Raw genomic sequence first — 20,477 nt, 5'->3', positions numbered from 1 at the left:
GAAAAATGTAACAAGAATGGCAAAAGTGTTACACTGCATGGGGTGAAGTGGGTATGTGTCAATATGAACCAGCAATGCATGGCTGTGTGTCAGATAGATCTTGTGCTTTGTTGAGCATATATATGCATCTTGGAAGTATATGTTTTTTTGCGTTTTATAGCCTAAATATTCATTGATTGTTATGTTGATTAGCTAATCAAATGTTTTTCTTTGTTTATTGCTTGTTAATTTGTTATGGTTTGCTCTTTTTGCATTAATACAAAAAGAAAAACCGTCCCTAATTGCAGAGCGGTTTTTCTTTAATATATGTAACTAAAGGTCAATTCAGCTGTTCAAGGGCTTTAATTATCTGGCCGAGGTCCGGTCTTTTATTAATGTCGTGTATATCGATGTAGCGGATTGTCCCCTTCTTATCGATGATGAAAATAGCCCGTTCGCTAATGCCTTCCGGCCTGAGAATCCCGTATTTTTCAGCTGTTTCTCCGTGAGGATAGAAGTCGGAGAGTACAGGGAACCACAAACCGCCTTCACCCATTTGAGTTGTCCAGGCGTACAATGAAGGAAAGTTGTCGGTTGTGATGCCGATAATTATTGCACCATGCATATCAAATAGTTCGCGGGCAATATTGTATCCCGGCCACTGGTCTGAACAAATCGGGGTGAATGCAGCAGGAACAAATGAAATTACCACATTCTTTTTACCCCGGTAGTCTGAGAGGCTGACTTTGTTGCCGGAGATGGCGGACAGACTGAAGTCCGGGGCCTTATCCCCGACTTTGACTTTAAGTACGCTGTCTACAGGCTTAAGCTGGTGCTGGTTGTATATCTGTTCCTCGGCGACCTTGGCCTGAACAGGAACAGAGGCCAGCAGCAATACGGCAAGGGTACACAGAACTGTTTTTATCATAACCGGCTCCGTTAAAGCTTGCTTTTAATTGTATTCAGGAATTTTTCGGTGGATTCAAATGGACCTTCATGGGAGATCAGAACTTTAAATTTACCACCGTCATTCAGCAGTAAGAAGAAATGAGGAGTTCCGGGCTGGCCGACTTTATCATGAATATCAAGGTCAGGATCAGCAAAGATCGGGAATTCAACGTTGAATTTCTTTTTAAAGAAATCAATTTCGAATTCTGTGTTGCCAGCAGCAATTCCAATTAACTTCACCTGTTTTCCCAAGGTCTTTTCAAGACGTTCAAACAAAGTGTTCACGGTCGGTGCTTCTCTTTGGCAGTGCGGGCAGTACATGCTGTATACTTCTATTAAAAGATATTTTGCATCAATGTCGCTTATCTTCCTCGGACCGTTGCCTTTCAATGCAAGATATTGTTTTTGAGTTTCAGTCAGCTTGCCTTCAAGCGGAATCTCCGGGAAGTCTGATCCTGACTGGATCGGGACAGCATAAGCCGTAGAGCTCGCTAACAATGTAAGAATTATTAAAACAAAGCAGATTTTGCGCATTAGAATTCTCCTTGGGAATTTATGGAAAGTATATCCTGCCTGAACCGGGGAGGAAGTCCAGCCTTGATACAGGTGAAGTTGGTTTGGCACTTGAATGGTATGGAATTGAATGTAAAAAGCCGCCCTGTTGAATACAGGACGGCTTGCATAATTAATGTAAGTCAGGCTCTACAAATTATACTTATCAATCTTGCGGTAAAGGGTCTTCCTGCCGATGCCCAGAGCCTGTGCAGCTTTCTGGCGATTTCCATTAAAGAAATCAAGGGCCTTGATTATGTGTTCGCGTTCCATGCGTTCCAGGGAAAGGATTCCGGCTTCACTTTCTCGTTCAGGCTGGTCGGCGATTTCCTTGGGCAGGCACGCGCAGGTAATGGTGTTGTTGTCGGCAAGGATGATGCTGCGTTCAAGAACGTTCCTGAGTTCGCGTACATTACCCGGCCAATGGTAGGAAAGCATGCATTGCATGGCCCGTTCACTGATTGTGTATTCGCCTTGTCCCATCTGGAAGCCTAGTTTGTTGATAAAAAAGTCGATGAGCAGCGGTACGTCCTCGCGGCGGTCCTTAAGTTCCGGCAGGCTGATGTTGAATACGTTGATGCGGTGAAAGAGTGCTTCGTGAAATCTACCTTCCTCCACCTCTTTGGCGAGGTTGCGGTTGGTGGCAAAGAGGAAGCGGATGTCCACGGTGCGTTCATCCTTTTCTCCGACCCTGCGGAAGGTATGGGATTCCAGCACACGCAACAGGGAAGCCTGCACTTCCATGGGCAGTTCCCCTATCTCATCAAGGAAGAGGGTTCCGGTATGGGCGAAGGTCATCAGTCCGTCGCAGTTTTCCGTGGCTCCGGTGAAGGAGCCTTTGGTGTGGCCGAAAAGTTCACTTCGTGAAAGTTCTTTTTGCAGGGTCGCGCAGTTCTTAACGATCATGGGTTTCGCCGAGCGCAGGCTGGCGCAATGGATGGCATGGGCGACCACATCCTTACCGGCTCCTGATTCACCGGTGATCAATACCGGGACATTGGTAGGCGCAACCTTATTAATAAGATGGCGGATCTGCTTGATGGGGCTGGAGCTGCCGATGAGCTGAGAACTGGCAGTATCGCATTGCTGGGAATGGCGGTAACTGCGGTTTTCACGGGTCAGGCAAACCCGCTGCCATGCCCGGTCTACCACCAATTCCACCCGGTCGAGGCGGAAGGGTTTGGTAATGTAATCGTAAGCCCCGATGCGGATCGCTTCAACAGCGTTGTCGATATTACCGTGTCCGGTGATCAGGATAACTTCCACATCCGGTTCCATATCCTTGAATTCGGTGAGCAGTTCAAGTCCGTCCCCGTCCGGGAGGCGGATGTCGGATACAATTACTTCGTAACGTTCCTTGCGGACCATTTCCCGGGCTGTTTTAGCGCAGTTTGCCGTCTGGATAATGCGTTCCGGGCTGGACAGTTCCTTGCTGAGCAGTTTTAGGATTGATTCTTCGTCGTCTACCACAAGTACTTTATATGATTCAGCCATTTCTTAATCTCTCTGCAGGGGGAAAAGTACCGTAAAGCTGGACCCTTTGCCCACTTCACTGTCTACTATGATTTCGCCGTTGTGCTCGCGTACGATGTTGTAACAGGTGGATAGCCCGATTCCGATCCCCTTGCCCACCTGTTTGGTGGTGAAGAAAGGTTCAAAGAGCATATCACGACTTGCTTCGGGGATGCCGCAGCCGGAGTCGCTTACCCGGACTCCTACATGTTCATTTTCAATGAAGGTTTCAATGTTGATCTTTCCGTTATGCTCAATGGCATCAACCGCATTAGTCAGCAGGTTGAGAAGAACCTGTTTGAGCTGGGCCTCATTGCCGAGTATGGATTGCATGGGAGAAGCCAGTATAACTTCAAGTTCCATCTGTTGGTAGCGCCGGAACTGGTGGTCCAGCAAGCGCAAGGTGTCTTGCGCAACCTGATTAATGTTCACAGGTATGAATTCCGAGGCAACCGGGCGGCTGAAAGAAAGCAGGGTCTTGACGATGTCCTGACAACGCAGACATTCTTTGAGGATTGTGTTGGTGTAGTCGTAAAGATCTTCTGCAAGTTCATCGGGGATTTTATCATCCAGCCGGGTCAGCCTGCGCTGGATACCTTCGGCAAATCCAGCCACAGCGGCCATGGGATTGTTTATTTCGTGGGCAACACCGGCCGCAAGAACACCGATAGTAGCCATTTTCTCCGCCTGATAGAATTTGGCCTGATATTCCTTTTCCATGGTCACATCGCGCTTGAAAATCAGGATGCGGTCCTCCTCGGTTCCGGGAGTTTTGAGCGGAGATGCTACCATGTCGAATTGCAGGTTTTTGCCGTCAATGCGAAAGATCGCGGTATCTTTACAGACCGAGTTGGTGGAAAGGGATTTGAAAGCCGGACATTCCGAGCAGGGATGTTCGCTTTCCCTGAACAGGGTGTAGCATTTCTTGCCAATGGGATTGAGGCCGGGGAAAAGCTGTTCAAAGACACGGTTCACAGAAATGATTTCCAGGTCTTCGGAAAGGACCATCATAACATCGGTTATTCCGTCGAGGATGGCCGCAATCTCACAGCGCTGATCTTCGGATTCGCGGTTGATTTCCTTCAGCTCTTCAATATTCTGTTGGAGTTCCTGAAAGAAGTTAAGCTTGTGATGCTCAATTCCTATCAGGTCGTGCAGTGCGGTTTTGTTGTTCATTACCAAGCCTCCGCACATATGGACATTAAGTCTTCACAGTCCGCTTCCCGCGGGTTGGTTACCGTGCAGGCATCTCTGGCCGCAAGACGGCAGATTTCTTCCATCTGGTCATTGTCCGGTACAATGTCGCGTAAACGCATAGGAATACCCAGCTCTTCGAACATGGATTGCAGTATTGCACTCAGGTCCCGTTTTTTTTGTCTCATCGGTGCCGGACAGCTGCTGTTAATTGTTCGGGCAATGGTTTCCATTTTCCTTTCAGAGCAATATTTATTGAAGCGGACAACAGAAGGAAGCAGGATTGGCAAGGTCAAGCCATGGGTAACATCGTAACGCCCGCCGAGGGAGTGGGCCAGAGAGTGTCCTACTCCCAGCCCCGCATTGCTGAAAGACATGCCTGCAGCAGTGCTGGCAATGGAAAGATTCTTCAATGCTTCAGAATCCTTGGAGTTTGCAGCAGTCTTGATGTTTCCGGCAATGAGCCTGATTGCGGTCAGGGCCTGTGATTCCGTAAAGGGGGAAGCCAGCCGGGAAACATATGATTCAATGGCATGGGCCAAGGCATCCACTGCCGAGGCAAGGATGAGTTCACGGGGTTTGGTCACCAGCAGGTCTGGGTCGATGATAGAAATATTTGGTACCAGTGAGCGGCTGATAATGGCCATTTTCACCTTACGCTTCTTGTCGGTGATGATGGCGTATTGTGAAACATCGGAACCGCTTCCGGCAGTGGTCGGGATCAGGATCATGGGAGGCAACGGGCGGCTGATGCGGTTCGCACCTTCATAGTCGTGAATTTCTCCGCCGTTGCTGACGATGGTGGCAATGCCCTTGGACGCGTCGATGGGGCTGCCTCCGCCCAGTCCGATGATGACATCGGCCTTGTTCTCACGGTAAAGCTGGGCTCCCTGTTGAATCTGGCAGGCCCGCGGGTTGGCTGTCAGGCCGTCGAAATATATGCAGTCCAGATTGGCGGCTTTAAGAAGATTGATGATGATTCGTACCCAGCCGGACTCTTCCAATCCTTTGTCACTTACCAGCAGGACCCGTTTGGCTCCCAGCCTTTGGGCGCATGAAGCCAGATAAGTGATGCTGCCGTTTCCGAAAATGACTTCCGGGATGGCGAATTTGGTTACCTGCATATACTTCCTCTTCTTAGAATTATGTCTATCTGTATATAATTATTGCATTGTTTGATTGTCGGCCTGCATGGGAAATAAGTCAAGGGCAGGGGAATCGACCTCAATCCGGCATAAGTGTTTGCAGATGGTCGCCCAGTCCCGGAGTCGGCGGAAGGTTATATGCCTGCAAGTTGAATCCTCCTTTATTCCCGGTGATAACTGTTGCATGACAGTAGTCCGGTTTCATCCTGAAAATGTTGTCCAGCGGAAAGCCCAGTACAATATGCATAATTGTTCTGATTACTCCGGCATGGGTGACCGCAATCACCGTGGAGGTGGCATCAAGGCCGCTCAGAAAAGAACTGACCCGTTTTCTGACATCACTAAAATTTTCCCCTCCCGGAGCGCGAAAACCGGCAATGTCCTCTCCTCGTTTTTTGTAGTCATGAGGATAAACTTCTTTCAGTTCGGCAAAGTCCAATCCATCCCATTCTCCAAGATTGATCTCTTTGATTTCAGGGACATGAATTGCCTTAAGAGAATATTGCTTTTCAATAAATGATACAGTCTGCACTGTTCTGGTCAGGGGACTGCAATAGATACGCCGTGGTTGGAAGGTATCCAAGGAATCAGCCAGTTGCGCAGCCTGCCTAAGTCCGTTTTCTGAAAGGGGCAGGTCAATCTGACCCACGGCACGGCCCTTGCCTCCTTCAATCTCACCGTGGCGGATGAGTACAATCATACAAGTTCCTTGGCCATCAATCGGGGCAGGTGGCAGGGAACGCTGATTCCCGCTTCCTGCTCATATCTCTGGAGGAGGTCTTTAGCTCGTGAAAGTCTACCAGTAATGGCGGTTACGGCTTCGGGGTCATCCTTCCATCTTTCGAGGGTTTTTCCATAACGCTGATCCAGAGAGACCGGCGTGGTTCCTTGGAAGAGTTTGTCGGCCAGAAATACTATTTCCTGTTCCGTGAGCGGAGATTCAGGTTTAATGTCAGTGTCCCTGTGGGCGGCTACAATATCGGCAATGCCGGAAAAACCGTAGCCGGCAAGAATGGCCGCTCCTGCTGCTTCGTGGTTGCGTTTGAGCTTGGCAATGTCGTGCATCAATGCAGCACATTTGACCACATTGAGGTCCAATCTTTTCTGATTGCTGCGGGTTTTATTCAGGGCTTTAGCCATGAGACAGGCCGCTTCGGCTACAGTTTTACAATGTTCACGGGTCTGGTGCGGAGTATCGGCCAGTTCCCAGAGAGCTTCGCATTCCTCCGGCAGGGGGATGCGGCGGCGGGAGATAACAAGGGCCTGTTCATAATCTTCCGGTGTGTCCAGATCACGCAGGATACCAAGGTCGGGCATGCTGAGTTCCCGGGCATTGTGGTCATGCCGTTCAAGGACAGCGCGCAATCCTCCCTTTCCGTCATGGGCAAGGATTTCAGGGATCAGTTTGGCGCTGATCAGCGGGGGATGGCCCCGTTCGCCCCGAAAGCTGGGATAAATGATGTCTGCCGGGGCAGAGGAATAGTCAAAGGTCAGAGCTCGGATAGTTGATGAGCGCACCAGCGGGATATCCACCGGGAGTACCAGAAAGGCCGCGGTGTCGCTCGGCAGGCCTTGAACTCCGGCCCTGACAGAGGAAAACATACCCTGTTCATAGTCAGGGTTGAAAATTTCATGCATGTCCAGCACTTTTGCCTCAGCTCCGACCTGATCCGCCTTGTGCCCGGTGACAACAAAGACATCGGAAGCACCGCCGTTTACCAGTGAGCGGATGCAGCGTGAAAGAACAGTACAGCCGTCAAGCGGCAGCAGTGCTTTCAGCTTGCCCATGCGCGACGAAAAACCAGCCGCCAGAATCAGTCCGTAAATTTTCATGTTCAACCCCCGGCACGTTTTTGGATCAGTTCTCCTACAATTGATACCGCGATTTCTTCAGGTGTCTGTGCTCCGATTGAAAGGCCTATCGGGCAGTGGCAACGGTCGATTTCTTTCTGCGCAACTCCCTCTTCGCGCAGGGCATCGTATATGGCGTTGCGTTTTTTGGAACTGCCGATCATGCCCACGTAGCGGGCCGGGGTGGCTAATGCCTGCCCCAACACAGTCTTATCGTGTAAATGACCTCTGGTTACGATAATTATGTACGAATTGTCGTTTACCTCCAGTCCTGTAAAACATTCTTTGAAATCGGGCAGGACATGGATTTCAGCAGCCTGCGGGAATCTTTCCCTGTTAGCGAAATCTGCTCGGTCATCCAGTACTACTGTACGGAAATTAACTGCTGAGGCCAGCTCTGCCGTTGGCCGGGAAACGTGTCCGGCGCCGAAAATGAAGAGGTCCGGCTGAGGAATAAATGCTTCAGTGGTAAGCAGTGCTCCTGCAATATTCTCCATTACCGGAGTGCCGGATTTAAGGGCTGCTTCAAGCAGTCTGGTTGCTTCTTTTTCTTCAGCAGATTGAAGTTGCGGCAATTGGCAACATGGACGCACGGCCTGCCTTTCCTTGATAGCCCCCTCCACAGAAACAGTGAACAGTACTGAGTGTTTGCCGCTGCGCAAAGCCTCGTTCACAGCGGAAAAAACAGCTATGGTTTCCTGTTCCGCAGGAAGGTGCTCCAGCATTACTTCCACGTGTCCACCGCAGATCATATCCGCATTGGCCGCAAGTTCATTGGAGAGGTCAAACTCACGGAAAGATACAGTATTTGCCGGTTCGTTAAAAAGTTTTGCGGCTTCTTTCTGAACCAGAGCTTCGACCAGTCCGCCCCCGATGGTTCCGTCAATAGAGCCGTCGCGCATGACGAGCATCTTGCTGCCCGAAGAACGGGGAGTGGAACCGGAGCTTTTTACAATTGAAGCCAGAATGAGGTCGTTGCCGGATTCGAGCTGGGTACAGAGGTTGGAAATAAGTTTTTTCATAGGATACCGGCCTTTATCGGGTTTACTGTTATGGAACGCTTGCCGAATCCGGAATGGATAGTGCCGTTCTGATTAGCAAGTCTGGTTGATATTTTCAAATTGTGGTTGGCACAAGCCTGCTGGATTTTGGGATAACCCATAAGCATTTGTTTTATTTCCGGGCTTGGTTTGCTTTCGGGCAGTACATCCAGTTTGAAAGACAGGGCCAGTTCATCAGTATGATAATCAACCGTGAAGTCGAGAATATCTTTATGGGCAAGGATAATATTATTCAGTTCACCCAAGTCCAATCTGGTGCCGCCGGGCAGAATTATGCCGTCATCAAGCCTGCCTTCTACTGCCCCCAGTCTGCGCAGCGGCAGGCCGCAGGAACATTCATCAGGCATGATGCAGCCTACATCACCGGTACGGTAGCGGATCAGGGGCATGGCCCTGCGGGAAAGGGTGCTGATAACAATTTCGCCTTTGTGTCCGTCCGGAATCTGCTTTCCCGTGGCCGGGTTGATGATTTCCACAAAGAAGTCCGGTTCGCGCAGATGCATGCCTGAACCGGAGTGACATTCCACTCCTCCGCCGAGGCAGGTCTCAGTCATGCCCCAGTGGGAAAATACTTCGCAGCCGAATACCCGGGCAATAGTCTGCATGCTGGTCTGCGGCAGCACATCCCAGCAGAGCAGCACTGAGCGGACATGGTTGATGGTGATCCCCTTGCTTTCCAACATCCGGGCTAAGGCATGAATCTGGATAGCCGGACCTAAAATGCAGCTGGCATGGCTGTCGAGCAGCAGGTTGAGCAGGGTGCTGATATATGAAGGATTGACCGGAAGCACGGTTTCGCCGCCCAGTAGTGAAATTGATTCCGCGAAGAGTGAGCCTACTCCTCCGGGGCGGGAGTCAGGCAGGATTGCCAGAATGGTTTCCCCTTCCTTAAGCATGGGGGACATTCCGTACTGGAAAAATTCGATGGTCCGCTCAAGGTCTCCGGCTGTGAAAAATAGTCTTTTGGGCGGGCCGCTGGAGCCGGAGCTGGCCAGAGTGACGGCTCGGGCAACTTCGTCCTGTGAGACACAGAGAAAATTCTCGGGACCGTTGCGCAGGTCTTCCGCGGTGGTGAAGGGAAGTTTTTCGAGGTCCGCAGGATAGTGTACGGCTCCGGTTTGAACTCCGGCCAGTCGCTCATGATAGAAGGGACAGTTTCTTACTGCTTGAAACAGTGTCTGGCGCAAAGACGCAAACTGCCATTCCTGCAGTTCGCGCACAGAGACAGGTTGCATCTCGGGATCACGGCCCATGCGTAGATTGAGCCATTTACCCAGCGGGCGTTCAGTCATCAATCATCCTCCTGTATAAGGTGGAGCCGTCCATGGCAGTAAGATTGTAGGCACAGAAAGGAATAAGCCTGCCGTCGGGATCGGCCACGTGGATACAACACCCTTTTAAGCGGTCAAGGTCAAGTGTCCATGCATCTTGAAATGCCATTCCGGATATTGCCAGAATGTGGGTCTTGGCCCGGTTCAAAAAGCGGTCGAGATCGTCCAGCGGTTTTTGGCACTCGCAGGTTTCCCCCGGTGCTGACCACTGACGGCGCACGAAAGCCTTGGATTTATCTGCCCCTTCGGAAGCCGGTTTAGGGGTGCAGCAGCCTTCCTTTTTGGCGGACAGTTTTTTTAAGCTGCCGTCTTCCATTACCAGATAATTCGCGTGGAAGGAGCACAGGGAGTGTTCACAGCCCGGAGGCATGAAATCCTCCCGATGGACCAGCGTCCCGCTCTGTTCCTCTAAGGCGGTCATGATTTCGGGCAGGGTAATGCGCATGTCGTCTGAAGGCGGGGTGGGATAGCGTCCGAAATAACTGACCGGCTGGAAATGTACCCCGCGAACTCCCGGAGCGTATGAAACAGCCAGTTTCAGGATTTCTCCGATGTCATCGTCGTTTACGCCGGGAACAACCGTAGGCACCAGTACTACCCCGATCCCCGCCGCAGTGAGGTTCTCAATTGCTTTAATTTTCTCTTCCAGCAGGTTGCGGCCCCTGATGGTCTTGTAAATATGGTCATTGGTGCCGTCGAATTGCAAAAATGCGGAATCTACCCCGCTTGCAGACCAGCGTTTTGCCAATCCGGGGGCTTGGGCTACTCTCACTCCATTTGTATTGACCTGCACAAATGGAAAACCATGCCTTTTGGCCAGTTCGGCAATGCGTGGCAGATCGTCGCGTACAGCCGGTTCGCCGCCGGAAAGCTGCAGGTTGCACGGTCCGGCAGTGGCGCGGACTTTTTGCAGCAGTTTGTCCAGTTCAGGAATGGTCGGATCAGCCGGGACTTTCTGTCCTGCTGATGCAAAGCAGACCTTGCAGTTTAAATCGCAACGCCATGTTATTTCAACCAATGTGGTGCAGGTGTGCTGGTTGTGGTCCGGGCAAAGACCGCAATCAAAAGGACAACCCTTGCTTTCAGTTGTATCCATCACCGGGGGAGCCGAGGGGATTTTAGGACGTGACCAGCCGGAAATTGCGGGGTCACCCCGCCAGAAGGGAGTGCTGAATTTCCCGTGTTCCGGACATTCTTTTACAATGCGGCTTTCGCCGTTTTCAGTAACTCTATGCGCAGAAATTTTTTTCAGGCAGACCGGGCAGAGGGATTCTGTCGCAGCAACATCAAAACTAATATCCATCAGAATCATCCCTTCCAACAGCCGGATCAAATCCGTTTTCCAGTAAAATATTCACCAGTTGAGCATATGCTTCGCCGAGCAGAACTCCGCAACGGTCCGCCCTCGGTGCTCCGCATTCCCCGTCCAGAATATCGCTGCATTTTATGCCGCCGAATTCTGTGCTGACCCTTTCCTTGAACCATTCCCGAAAGGTTTCCACCAGCAGGGGATAATTATCTTCAGCCGTCTCAACGTCAGTTCCCTTGCCCGCATAAAGTCCCAGCGCGCAGAGACCTCCGCTCAATATGCCGCAGGTTCCGGCACAGTCGCCCATGCCCATGCATAAGCCTTGCGCTGCTCGCACAAGGTCAGGATTTTCCTGCTGCAGGTTATCAAGGCAGAGGATGATCATTATCTGGGCGCAGCAGTAACCAGCGCCGTTAAGTTGCATTATTCTGATATCTGTGTCGGTCATTTAGTAGTCTCCGGCGTCGAAGCCATTAATATTCAGCGATCAACAACATATAACCGGGGCGGTCGCAGCAATTCTGCCCTGCTGTGGGATTCTTTTCTCCGGCGAAAACCAATTTTGCGGCCAATTCAACCAGCAGTCTGGAATGGTCTTCGATTGTCGTTATCTGCATTTCGTTTTCTTTAAAAATCTGTTCTATGCGTCCCAGATAAAGCGGCGTACTGGCACATGATCCGTCACTGCATTTATTCTGCCCTTTTCCACGTTGGTAAAGGTCACTGATAATCAGTTTTCCACCTTTTGTGAGTACTCGCTTGAATTCTAGAATAGATTTTTCCTTACTAGGCATTAACGAGAGCACGCATTCGCAGAAAACGGCGTCAAAACAGGAGTCTGCATAGGGCAGGTTAGAGCCGTCAGCGCGGGTCAGCGGCAGATATGTCGGTGCTTCGGAAAGCTGGCGCGGGGAATAATCCATGCCGAAGGCTTTGAAACCGTGTCTGTCATGCAGATGTTCAACCGTTGCGCCCAGCCCACAGCCCACATCCAGAACCCGTGCACCGGGCTTCAGCCGGGACAACTTAGCGGCACGGTCGGTGAGGGTAAATCCTCCGGGGCGCAGGGTGTTTCCGGCGGCATTGCGGAGGATGGATTTTTCCCAGAGCGGCGTTCCGGTCATTATTTATCCTCCAGCATCCGTTCCACTTCAGCCATTTTGCCCAGTGCCAGTTCTTCGGGAATAAGTACCAATCCACAAGCAGGGCAGGCGGGTAATTCCACATTGAACCTGCTGTCCAGATATTCCAGCTCCACTGGTGATGGTTTCAGGTTGTGGCCGCATGTTGCACATTTCCATGAAGAAAAATCTTCATCCAGAACTTTTAAAGTACTCATGAACTACCTCCTATCCCCAACACCCGCATACGATGGGACCAGACCCGGTGAACCAGATAGGTCCCGCCATTCATTTCATATTCGATCCAGTAGGTAACCGTAACGGGCCGGAACTGAACAAGTTTGTGTCCGCTTTCTGTGTTCTCCAGCACTTTCGCTGAATCCTGCATTGCATGCAGTGTCTTCTGCACGTCTGATAAAAGGATGCGCCGTTCCTCCATCATCTTTGCGGCTTCAGCTGTGAATTCAACGGCAAGGGATTCATAATCGCTGCGCGGTTCGGGCTGTTCGTTCCATGTTTTGCGGAGCAGTGTTTCTTTCAGGCGGACCCTGTTTTCACGGCGGGCGGAAGATCCGGGCGCAATACGACCTGCCGGGTCTTTTTTGCCTTCAGGGAAAAGAATGTCGAGAATGTGCTGGCAGCGTTTTCCGGCTTTGGCGAGCATGTCCCGGCACATGGCACAGTAAGTTATGCCGTCATGGGCCAGTTTATCGGCCCTGCGCTCAGCAGTCTTGCGGGAAAGCGGTTCATTGGCATTGGCAAGAAGTCCGCCGAAGCCGCAGCATTCGGTATGCGTGCCGGAAAGTTCCGGTTCATCAAAAGCAATATCCAGTTCGCTGAGCAGTAAACGCACATCAGTCATAAGTTCATGATTGTCGCGTGCAGAACAGGGGTCCTGTAATGAAAGCAGTTCAGCTTCCGGGGATTGTTTAAAATGTCCGGCATTCGAGCTTAAGATCGCCCAGAGGGAAATGACATCCGCTTCGGGCAATCCCTTATGCAGGCTTTCCATACAGGATGGGCAGGCAGCGATAATCTGCGGGCGTCCAAGTGATTCCCAGTCCCGTTTCAGAGATTCCATTTTACGTTCAAACATTTCTTTCTGCCCGGCCCAGTCTGCGGGTGCACCGCAGCAGCGCAGCAGAAGTCCGGTTCCGCCATCCAGAGTGGAGCAGAGATGTTCGTATGTCCGTTCAATGGCTTCGGGGTCTGATGCACTCAGCTGGCAGCCGGGGAAGAAAACCCGGGAACTTGTAGATGTTCCCGGCTGGTGTCTGACCAGCGCACAGACTGAGGAATCTGCAAAATCCATATCGCGGAAGGCGAATTCATGAGCAGAAGGCGGCATATGTCCTTTAACAACAAGATCCTGCCGGGCTTCGAGACAGAGATCCTGCATGGCAAAATTTTCAGGACAGACTTTTTCACACAGTCCGCAGAGCATGCAGGAATTGATCATGGTGTTAGCCATGCGGGTGCCCATGACAATGGCGGCGTTGTTGTAAATCTGGCGGGCGTATGCCTTAGGGTAGCTCTTGAATTCTTTCAGATAAGCACAATTGTTCACGCATTCCATGCATTCACAGAGCATGCATCGGGAAGCTTCTTCACGGGCCTGTTCCGAAGAGAAACCTTCGGCAGGAACTTTTACCGGGGGAACAGCTTCAACCTTGCTGATATTGGTAAAAAGCCTTGTTTCAAAAGGGGCTTCGCGGTCCCGTCCGGCAGTGAGAGAGGCATTTTGTAATTTACGTTCAATGGAAAGGGCGCCCTTGCGACCGATGGCGAGAAGTTCGATGAGTGATTTTCCGTTTGCTTCCGGAGATGCGAACAGGAATTCAATGCTGGTTTGTAACGTGGCAGGGTCCACTTCACTTATTCCCAGCTGCGCACTGTTGTATACCAAGGGATCAATGAATACAGCATCGAAACTTTCGCAGGCGGCCATAATTGTTTGCGGGTCGGGTTTGCCGTGTTCCGCAAAGGAAACATTCATTTTGCTTAGCTGGGCCATTTCCTTTTCAATAACTTCATTGCTGACCCTGTCTGCCGGGAGACTTTCGAACCCTTGAAGCTTGTCTTCACAAAAAACAATAACGGTAAATCCCTTTTTGCCGAGGTCCCACGCAGCGGCCATACCTGCTAGATGGGCTCCGAAAACGGCAATGTTTTTGCCTTTGGGAGGCAATGCCCGGATCATGGGCGAGCGTTTGGCATTTTCTGCGGCAAAGCGCTCTAACGCGGCCAACTCAATACCGCCGCCTTTTTGAGAGCGCAGACAGTCGCTTTGACAGTCCCCCCCACAGATGCGGGCGGTGACCGCAGGAAAGGGCATGGTCTTGCAGAGTACGGCCCAAGCTTTATCTATCTGGTCTGCTGCCAATAAACGGCAAAATTCCCGACCATCCACATGCAGCGGACAGCGGGCTTTACATTTAGGCGGCTCTTCCTGAGTACACCTAGCTTCCCAGTCGCGTAAATTTTTTTGATCCATAGCGGCGAAGCCTCGATATAAAGTTTGATTCGTCTCGTCCTGAGGCAAAAAAAATCCAGATTCGGGTGCATGCACCCGAATCCGGATTACATTCAACTAATTAGCCTTTCATAGCAGCGAGAACCTTCTCGGGGCGAGCCGGGAGATGGGTTACGCGTGCGCCGCAGGCATTGTAGATAGCGTTGATAATGGAAGCGTGCGGGGTGGTCAGCGGAAGCTCACCAACACCGGAGGCACCGTGGGGGCCGTCGGGACGTTCGGTTTCAACGTATACCAGTTCGATATCATCGGGGATCTGCTGGATGTAGGGGAAGCCTGCACCGACCATGGTGGAGTGCTTCTTGATGTCTTCGTAGTCCTCAGTGAGGGCCAGACCGACACCCTGTGCCAGACCGCCGTACATCTGACCGTCAACAGCAAGTTTGTTGTTGATCTTACCGATGTCGGCAACGAGTTTCATCTTTTCAACCTGAACTTTACCGGTTGCAATTTCAACTTCTACGCCGGACATGAACAGACCGTACATGTAGCAGGCAAAGGGGCTACCCTGACCGTTTTCGTCACAATCGGTTGCCGGAGCTGACCATTTACCTTCGTAACGGAGAGCTTTGCCGGCTGCGACCATTTCGTCGTAGTTCATGTAGGAGTTGTCTGCCTTGCGCATGGCATCCATCAGGTTGCGGCATGCTGCGATGATAGCGTTACCTACAACAACCTGTGAGCGGCTACCGCCGGCGGGACCGCCGTTGGGGCAGTTGCGGGTGTCGTTCATGACCAGATGAATCTGCTCAGGCTTGAGGCCGAGGGGACGCAGGGTTTCGTGGGCAGTGCCCAGACAACCGATGTCTGCACCCTGACCGTGGTCATGCCAGCAGTTGAAGAGGGTTACGGAACCGTCTTTGTTCAGTTCGATTGCGGATTCTGCGGTGTCAGGACCGTCAAGACCGGAACCGTAGATACCTACTGCGATACCAACGCCGCGTTTGAAGCCTTCAGCAGCATCTTCAGCAGCCCATTTCTTCAGCTCTTCATACTTGGGGCGACCGGCGGTGAAGATGTCTTCCATGCAGTAAACCTCAGGTTTACAACCGGTGGGAGTGGTATCTCCCTGGCTTTCACGGTAGACGTTCTTTTCACGCAGATCGAAGGGGTCCATACCGATTTTTTCAGCCAGTTCGTCCATCATGACTTCGTAGCCGAATTCGGATTCAGGAGCACCGTAACCGCGGAAAGCGGAGCCCCAAGCGTGGTTGGTGCAGACTGTTTTACCGAGGCCGCGGATGTTTTCCAGTTTGTAACCGGCACCGATGAACTGAGCACCGCGCAGGGTCAGCAGGTCACCGAATTCGGAGTAGGGACCGTGGTCGCAGATCCAGTCGGTTTCCATGCCGAGCAGTTTACCGTCTTTGCTTGCGGCAAGGCGGATGTCGGTGAAGAAGGGAGAGCGTTTACCGGTGTACTGCTGCTGCTGTTCCCAAGTGTAGTTCAGGAATACAGGCTTTCCGGTTGCGAGGCAGGCTGCGCCGACCAGTGCTTCCATGGTGGGGGAGAACTTGTAACCGAAGGTACCGCCGGCGTAGTTCTGAACCATGATCAGGTTTTCCAACTCGATACCGAGACCGGGTGCGATCATGGCTGCGTGCAGATGCAGGCCGATGGATTTGGAGTGGATGTTGAGCTTGCCGTCATCATCGAGGAAAGCAAAACCTACGTCCGGCTCGATGGGCATGTGCGGCTGGCGCTGTACATAGTATGAACCTTCGAGAACAACGTCTGCTTTGTCGAAGATGGGAGCGGTTTCTTCGCCCTTAACGATCTTCTGTTCAAAGTAAACGTTGGGGGTGCCGGGATGAATTTCAATGGCGTCTTCAGCCATAGCGGAAGGAGCGTCCATGTATTCGGGCAGCTGTTCCAGCTCAACTTTAACTTTCTTGGCTGCTGCTTTCGCGATTTTTTCGGAAGTAGCGCAGACGATGGCGATAGCGTCACCGTACTGGAAGATTTTTTCATCTGCGAGGATGGGGCGATCCCAACCGTCACCTTTGTTGGTGGGGAAGGTGATCAGACCGGTAATGCGGTTTTTACCCTTGATGTCTTTGTAGGTAACAACTTTTTCAACGCCTTCCATTGCTTCTGCTTCGGAAGTATCAATGGAGATAACGTTGGCGTGGGAAACTTCAGCCTGTACCAGAGCGCATTTGAGGGAACCTTCAGGCATATTCAGGCCGAGGTCTGCACCGTATTCGAGAGTACCGGTAACTTTGGCAACTGCGGTGGGGCGGGGATATTTGGAGCCCCAGATGCGCTGGTCTTCGGGCATTTTGAACATCAGTTCTTCTTTGCTCATGTCGCCGCGCATAACTGCTGCTGCGTCCTGAACTGCGTCAACCAGCGGTTTGTAACCGGTGCAGCGGCAGGCGTTGCGATGCTTCTGGAACCATTCGCGGATATTTCCACGGGTCGGTTTGGGATTAGCGAGAAGCAGGGCATAGGTGGAAACAACAAAACCGGGGGTACAGAAACCGCACTGTGCGCCGCCGTGGGCAATCCATGCGAGCTGGATGGGGTGCAGATTGGTGGGGGTACCGATACCTTCAGTGGTGAGGATTTCGGTGAAATCTTCAACCCGTTTCATTTTGAGGGCGCAAGTACGCTTGAGTTTACCGTCGATGATGACGGAGCAGCTACCGCACTGTCCGGTTCCGCAACCGATTTTAACACTCAGCAGACCGAGCTTTTCGCGCAGAACACTGGCGAGAGTATCATCATTGTCGCAAATGATGAATTTCTCTACGCCGTTAACTTTTAGAGTCCGTTTGAGCATGGGGAGAACCTCCTTGAATTACTGCTGTTTATTAGCAGGCGTCCGAAAAGGACGTCGAACTATCCTCTATTTACCGAAAGAACACAGCGGGTAGCGGCAGGTATCGCAACCGGCACAGAAACCACCGTGGCCCAACTCGGCGATTTCCTTACGGGTGGGGCGTTCGCCAGCCACAATCCGCGGAACTATAAGGTCGAAAATACTGGCCCGGTAGTACATGACACAGCCCGGTAGACCTACGATGGGTACACCGTTCAGATAGCCGAGCATGAACATTACTCCGGGAAAGGTGGGCGAGCCGTAGGTGACTATTTCAGCACCTGTGGCCCGGATGGATGCCGGGGTCTGGTCGTCGGGGTCGACGCTCATGCCTCCGGTGAGCACCACCATTTGCGCTCCGTCATCAATTGCTTTGAGGATCGCAGTGCTGGTCATGTCGGGGTCATCGCTGACAAAGGTCTGGCCGATGACTTCCGAATTGAGTCTGGAAAATTTTTTACGGATAACCGGACCGAATTTGTCCTTGATACGTCCGTGATAAACTTCGCTTCCGGTTGTGATCAGACCCACTTTGAGATTGCGGAAAGGCTTCACGCTGACAATGGGACCGCATTCCCGACAGATTTCTTCAACCTGCTCGATCTTGCTTTCGTCGATAACCAGCGGAACAACCCTGGTTCCGGCAACTTCGCGTGATTCAGTGATCTGGATGCCGTTGTGCAGGGTGGCCAGCACAACTTCGTCAATACAGTTGATGCGGTTCAGGGCTTCCACGTTGATACAAAGCAGGCCCGGTGAAGCGATCATGTTAATACGCCCCTCGCTGATATCAGTGAGAGTAATCCCTGGTCCGGCGGCAGCTTTGGCAATGCGTCTTGCGGCATCGTTTTCGTGCAGCTGTCCGTCTTCGAGGGTAAGGATGTAAACATGCTCCTTGCCGATTTCTAAGAGTACCGGAATATCTTCCGGGGTGATGATATGTCCTTTCTTAAAGGCAGGGCCTTTGTATTCTCCGGGGACGATTCGGGTCATGTCATGACAGAGGACATTTCCGATGGAGTCCTGAACAGGAACAGTTTTCATCATGAGTTAAGGCTCCGGGTTGAATTTGTGAGTGACGGCTGTATTGCGATCTGAAGCAGCCTGATCCGTTCTTCGTTTCCGCTAAATCTTTTCCGATATATCAAAAAAGACATAATTTTAGGTGCTGGATCATCGAGAAACACTATGAATGTGACTCTATGAGCTTGGGGTTTATATGTCCAACTGGATACAATAAGTCAAGGAACACCAACATATTGGTGGTTTGGAATAGTTCCATTCAGGACAAACTTGCACAGCCTTTGATTCATAAGGGCTGTCTGGGACGCACCTCAATTGAATGGAATCTAGAGCAAAATTAGGTCCAAAATGATATAATTAATAAAAACAGGCAGTTGATAAAATTAGAGATTTCTGAACTGGATCAATATTTTTAAAAATAATTTTTACAGTGATTAATTCGTCTGCTATGATACTTGGTTTAATGTGCGAAAGTTCGCATAAAAAGTGGGTGCATCGGGGGTGTGTCATTTTGGGACAGCCGTTGTAAGGTAATGTGTCAGAAGATGACTGTGCAGAATTGAAACAATCTTAGATCAGGTAACAGGCGGGTTGTGCGGAGTTGCAACCTATGTGTGCAGAATGGAAACCTGCCGGAAAATGGGGGTAAATTCCGGCAGGTCATTTGGATTAATTAAGAACTCTGGCAGCAGAATCGTTGCCAGCCCATCATTTCTGCTGCCGCAGAGACGGTGGTTCCGAAGAAAATAGTCGGTTTGTCATCACGCAGGAAGTTGCCGATGGTATCGTTAACTATGGTTGACCCGGTGACAACCAACAGGTTTACATCATCGAGCACTTCCGTTGTGTTATCCGGTCCTTCCACATTGATTCCACACTTTACCGTTCCGATATTGTCAGGGTCGAGATCTACGATGCGCATTTCAAAACGACCGGAAAGAGCTTTGATCATGGCCGGTTGGTAGCCGATGAGTCCCAGTTTGGGGGTGCCGTATTCTTTTGCAATATAATCGCCTAATTTTGGAGCGCAGAGAGCCGGACCTTCGTCTTTACAGTGAATGGTCCGTTCGGCTTTGCCGAGGCTGCATTGCACAGCATTCAGCGCGGATACAAATATGGCCCGGCGAAAATTATTGGTCAGGTCCATTTCCGCTATTTCACGCAGGGTATTGCTGAAATTTCCATAGCGGTCGGTGAAGGCCTGTCCTTTGTAACCGCGGAACTCGGCTTCCATGAGTTTTTCCTTACCTCGCAGAAGCGGGAAGTCGTCACCCTCAGGATTGCCGATAGCTTCTTCAGTACTCAAGGTCCGTGCTTTCACTTCAATACTTTCGTCAAGTATGCCTTCCGATTTCCAGATGTCGTAGACCCGGGACTGGACCTCTTTCAAAATTGATTTACTCATTGTGGTTCCTGTTTATTCTGCGTCAGAAAATTTTTTCAACGCGCTGAAGATGGTTATGGAAGCGATGCCGATGATGGACGAGAGAACAGCCGCCCGTTCAAATTCACCGTTGAAGACCGCGTTGTATATTTCAAGAGAAAGGGTGTTGGTGCGTCCTATCACGTTGCCGCCAAGCATGAGGCTCATGCCTACTTCTCCAAGTGAACGGGCCAAGGCCAGCAGGGTTCCGGCTGCGATAGCCCTTTTGGTGCAGGGAAGCAGAACTTTCAGGAATATCTCTGTTTCGGATTTTCCTAAGACTGCTGCAACCTCATGCAATTTTGCTGCTTCGGCTGATTTCAAGGCTGCCTGCACCGGTTTGACCAAGAGCGGCAATCCGGCGATGAAAGCAGCCACCACCAGACCGGGAAAGCCGAAGATAATGCTGTCCCCGAAAAGTTCGGCTGCCGGGCCGCGTCTGCCGAGCAGGAAGAGGAGCACGAATCCCGTTGCCACCGGAGGAAATACCAGCGGCAGGGTCACGGCAGTATCCACGAAATTATGCAGCATCCCTTTGCTCCGCGAAAGCCAGAATGCCAACGGCACTCCTGCAATCAGCTGCAACACACCCGCTACCCCCATGACCTTGGCGGAGAGGGCTAGCGGGCTGAGTGTTGCGCTGTCGGAGATGATAGCCGCAATATCCATGC

The 20,477-nt window shown here is 51.3% G+C and carries 18 protein-coding genes; all 18 read right to left on the bottom strand.

Going from position 1 to position 20,477, the window contains the following annotated elements; translation table 11 throughout:
• Nucleotides 1-319: 319 nt before the first annotated feature.
• Nucleotides 320-907 carry a peroxiredoxin gene (locus ACKU40_RS14120; RefSeq protein ID WP_320173439.1) on the bottom strand — a complete coding sequence of 196 codons (588 nt, stop codon included), beginning with the start codon at nucleotides 905-907 and terminating at the stop codon, nucleotides 320-322.
• Between the two features lie 11 nt (nucleotides 908-918).
• Nucleotides 919-1,461, bottom strand: coding sequence for a TlpA disulfide reductase family protein (locus tag ACKU40_RS14115; protein WP_320173438.1), 543 nt, complete (start codon nucleotides 1,459-1,461; stop codon nucleotides 919-921).
• 168 nt (nucleotides 1,462-1,629) lie between these two features.
• Nucleotides 1,630-2,973, bottom strand: a complete 1,344-nt coding sequence (locus tag ACKU40_RS14110) for a sigma-54 dependent transcriptional regulator (protein ID WP_320173437.1) — start codon at nucleotides 2,971-2,973, stop codon at nucleotides 1,630-1,632.
• Nucleotides 2,974-2,976: 3 nt separating this feature from the next.
• Complete coding sequence (locus tag ACKU40_RS14105; protein WP_320173436.1) at nucleotides 2,977-4,167, bottom strand: ATP-binding protein; 1,191 nt, start codon at nucleotides 4,165-4,167, stop codon at nucleotides 2,977-2,979.
• Entirely contained in the window at nucleotides 4,167-5,309 is a 1,143-nt protein-coding gene (locus tag ACKU40_RS14100) for an iron-containing alcohol dehydrogenase (protein ID WP_320173435.1), read from the bottom strand. Before ACKU40_RS14100 ends, ACKU40_RS14105 begins: the two co-directional genes overlap by 1 nt.
• Nucleotides 5,310-5,409: 100 nt before the next feature.
• Entirely contained in the window at nucleotides 5,410-6,030 is a 621-nt protein-coding gene (locus ACKU40_RS14095; RefSeq protein ID WP_320173434.1) for a histidine phosphatase family protein, read from the bottom strand.
• Nucleotides 6,027-7,163 (bottom strand): DVU_1551 family NTP transferase, encoded by a 1,137-nt coding sequence (locus tag ACKU40_RS14090; protein ID WP_320173433.1) that lies wholly within the window; start codon nucleotides 7,161-7,163, stop codon nucleotides 6,027-6,029. The genes ACKU40_RS14095 and ACKU40_RS14090 overlap by 4 nt, the downstream gene beginning before the upstream one ends.
• Nucleotides 7,164-7,165: 2 nt before the next feature.
• Entirely contained in the window at nucleotides 7,166-8,203 is a 1,038-nt protein-coding gene (locus ACKU40_RS14085; RefSeq protein WP_320173432.1) for an XdhC family aldehyde oxidoreductase maturation factor, read from the bottom strand.
• On the bottom strand, nucleotides 8,200-9,534 hold the full coding sequence (locus tag ACKU40_RS14080; RefSeq protein WP_320173431.1) for a DVU_1553 family AMP-dependent CoA ligase: 1,335 nt from the start codon (nucleotides 9,532-9,534) through the stop codon (nucleotides 8,200-8,202). Before ACKU40_RS14080 ends, ACKU40_RS14085 begins: the two co-directional genes overlap by 4 nt.
• Nucleotides 9,527-10,876, bottom strand: coding sequence for a radical SAM (seleno)protein TrsS (trsS, locus tag ACKU40_RS14075; protein ID WP_320173430.1), 1,350 nt, complete (start codon nucleotides 10,874-10,876; stop codon nucleotides 9,527-9,529). Before trsS ends, ACKU40_RS14080 begins: the two co-directional genes overlap by 8 nt.
• Nucleotides 10,866-11,330, bottom strand: coding sequence for a DVU_1555 family C-GCAxxG-C-C protein (locus tag ACKU40_RS14070; RefSeq protein WP_320173429.1), 465 nt, complete (start codon nucleotides 11,328-11,330; stop codon nucleotides 10,866-10,868). The genes trsS and ACKU40_RS14070 overlap by 11 nt, the downstream gene beginning before the upstream one ends.
• 25 nt (nucleotides 11,331-11,355) lie before the next feature.
• Nucleotides 11,356-12,006 carry a DVU_1556 family methyltransferase gene (gene trsM, locus ACKU40_RS14065; protein ID WP_320173428.1) on the bottom strand — a complete coding sequence of 217 codons (651 nt, stop codon included), beginning with the start codon at nucleotides 12,004-12,006 and terminating at the stop codon, nucleotides 11,356-11,358.
• Nucleotides 12,006-12,221: a DVU_1557 family redox protein gene (locus ACKU40_RS14060; RefSeq protein ID WP_320173427.1), complete on the bottom strand. Its 216-nt coding sequence runs from the start codon at nucleotides 12,219-12,221 to the stop codon at nucleotides 12,006-12,008. The genes trsM and ACKU40_RS14060 overlap by 1 nt, the downstream gene beginning before the upstream one ends.
• Entirely contained in the window at nucleotides 12,218-14,497 is a 2,280-nt protein-coding gene (locus ACKU40_RS14055) for a pyridine nucleotide-disulfide oxidoreductase/dicluster-binding protein (RefSeq protein ID WP_320173426.1), read from the bottom strand. Before ACKU40_RS14055 ends, ACKU40_RS14060 begins: the two co-directional genes overlap by 4 nt.
• Nucleotides 14,498-14,597: 100 nt before the next feature.
• A complete protein-coding gene (locus tag ACKU40_RS14050) occupies nucleotides 14,598-17,321 on the bottom strand; it encodes a molybdopterin-dependent aldehyde oxidoreductase (protein WP_320173425.1) in 2,724 nt (907 codons plus the stop codon).
• 66 nt (nucleotides 17,322-17,387) lie between these two features.
• Nucleotides 17,388-18,407, bottom strand: a complete 1,020-nt coding sequence (locus tag ACKU40_RS14045) for a molybdopterin-binding protein (protein WP_320173424.1) — start codon at nucleotides 18,405-18,407, stop codon at nucleotides 17,388-17,390.
• 649 nt (nucleotides 18,408-19,056) lie between these two features.
• Nucleotides 19,057-19,788, bottom strand: a complete 732-nt coding sequence (locus tag ACKU40_RS14040) for a Rossmann-like domain-containing protein (RefSeq protein WP_320173423.1) — start codon at nucleotides 19,786-19,788, stop codon at nucleotides 19,057-19,059.
• A 12-nt stretch (nucleotides 19,789-19,800) separates the two neighbouring features.
• Nucleotides 19,801-20,475 carry an ABC transporter permease subunit gene (locus ACKU40_RS14035; RefSeq protein ID WP_320173422.1) on the bottom strand — a complete coding sequence of 225 codons (675 nt, stop codon included), beginning with the start codon at nucleotides 20,473-20,475 and terminating at the stop codon, nucleotides 19,801-19,803.
• Between the last annotated feature and the right edge of the window lie 2 nt (nucleotides 20,476-20,477).

The organism is Maridesulfovibrio sp. (assembly GCF_963666665.1).
Classification (GTDB): Bacteria; Desulfobacterota; Desulfovibrionia; order Desulfovibrionales; family Desulfovibrionaceae; genus Maridesulfovibrio.
The sequence above is the reverse complement of the archived record's forward strand: the minus strand, read 5'-3'. Positions and strand labels throughout refer to the sequence as shown.

Excerpts from the sequence above, each read along its gene's own strand:
- ACKU40_RS14060 (WP_320173427.1), bottom strand. The coding sequence starts at position 12,221 with ATGAGTACTTTAAAAGTTCTGGATGAAGATTTTTCTTCATGGAAATGT.
- ACKU40_RS14035 (WP_320173422.1), bottom strand. The coding sequence starts at position 20,475 with ATGGATATTGCGGCTATCATCTCCGACAGCGCAACACTCAGCCCGCTA.
- ACKU40_RS14120 (WP_320173439.1), bottom strand. The coding sequence starts at position 907 with ATGATAAAAACAGTTCTGTGTACCCTTGCCGTATTGCTGCTGGCCTCT.
- trsS (WP_320173430.1), bottom strand. The coding sequence starts at position 10,876 with ATGGATATTAGTTTTGATGTTGCTGCGACAGAATCCCTCTGCCCGGTC.
- ACKU40_RS14050 (WP_320173425.1), bottom strand. The coding sequence starts at position 17,321 with ATGCTCAAACGGACTCTAAAAGTTAACGGCGTAGAGAAATTCATCATT.
- ACKU40_RS14085 (WP_320173432.1), bottom strand. The coding sequence starts at position 8,203 with ATGAAAAAACTTATTTCCAACCTCTGTACCCAGCTCGAATCCGGCAAC.
- ACKU40_RS14115 (WP_320173438.1), bottom strand. The coding sequence starts at position 1,461 with ATGCGCAAAATCTGCTTTGTTTTAATAATTCTTACATTGTTAGCGAGC.
- ACKU40_RS14095 (WP_320173434.1), bottom strand. The coding sequence starts at position 6,030 with ATGATTGTACTCATCCGCCACGGTGAGATTGAAGGAGGCAAGGGCCGT.
- ACKU40_RS14110 (WP_320173437.1), bottom strand. The coding sequence starts at position 2,973 with ATGGCTGAATCATATAAAGTACTTGTGGTAGACGACGAAGAATCAATC.
- ACKU40_RS14070 (WP_320173429.1), bottom strand. The coding sequence starts at position 11,330 with ATGACCGACACAGATATCAGAATAATGCAACTTAACGGCGCTGGTTAC.
- trsM (WP_320173428.1), bottom strand. The coding sequence starts at position 12,006 with ATGACCGGAACGCCGCTCTGGGAAAAATCCATCCTCCGCAATGCCGCC.
- ACKU40_RS14080 (WP_320173431.1), bottom strand. The coding sequence starts at position 9,534 with ATGACTGAACGCCCGCTGGGTAAATGGCTCAATCTACGCATGGGCCGT.
- ACKU40_RS14045 (WP_320173424.1), bottom strand. The coding sequence starts at position 18,407 with ATGATGAAAACTGTTCCTGTTCAGGACTCCATCGGAAATGTCCTCTGT.
- ACKU40_RS14040 (WP_320173423.1), bottom strand. The coding sequence starts at position 19,788 with ATGAGTAAATCAATTTTGAAAGAGGTCCAGTCCCGGGTCTACGACATC.
- ACKU40_RS14105 (WP_320173436.1), bottom strand. The coding sequence starts at position 4,167 with ATGAACAACAAAACCGCACTGCACGACCTGATAGGAATTGAGCATCAC.
- ACKU40_RS14055 (WP_320173426.1), bottom strand. The coding sequence starts at position 14,497 with ATGGATCAAAAAAATTTACGCGACTGGGAAGCTAGGTGTACTCAGGAA.
- ACKU40_RS14090 (WP_320173433.1), bottom strand. The coding sequence starts at position 7,163 with ATGAAAATTTACGGACTGATTCTGGCGGCTGGTTTTTCGTCGCGCATG.
- ACKU40_RS14100 (WP_320173435.1), bottom strand. The coding sequence starts at position 5,309 with ATGCAGGTAACCAAATTCGCCATCCCGGAAGTCATTTTCGGAAACGGC.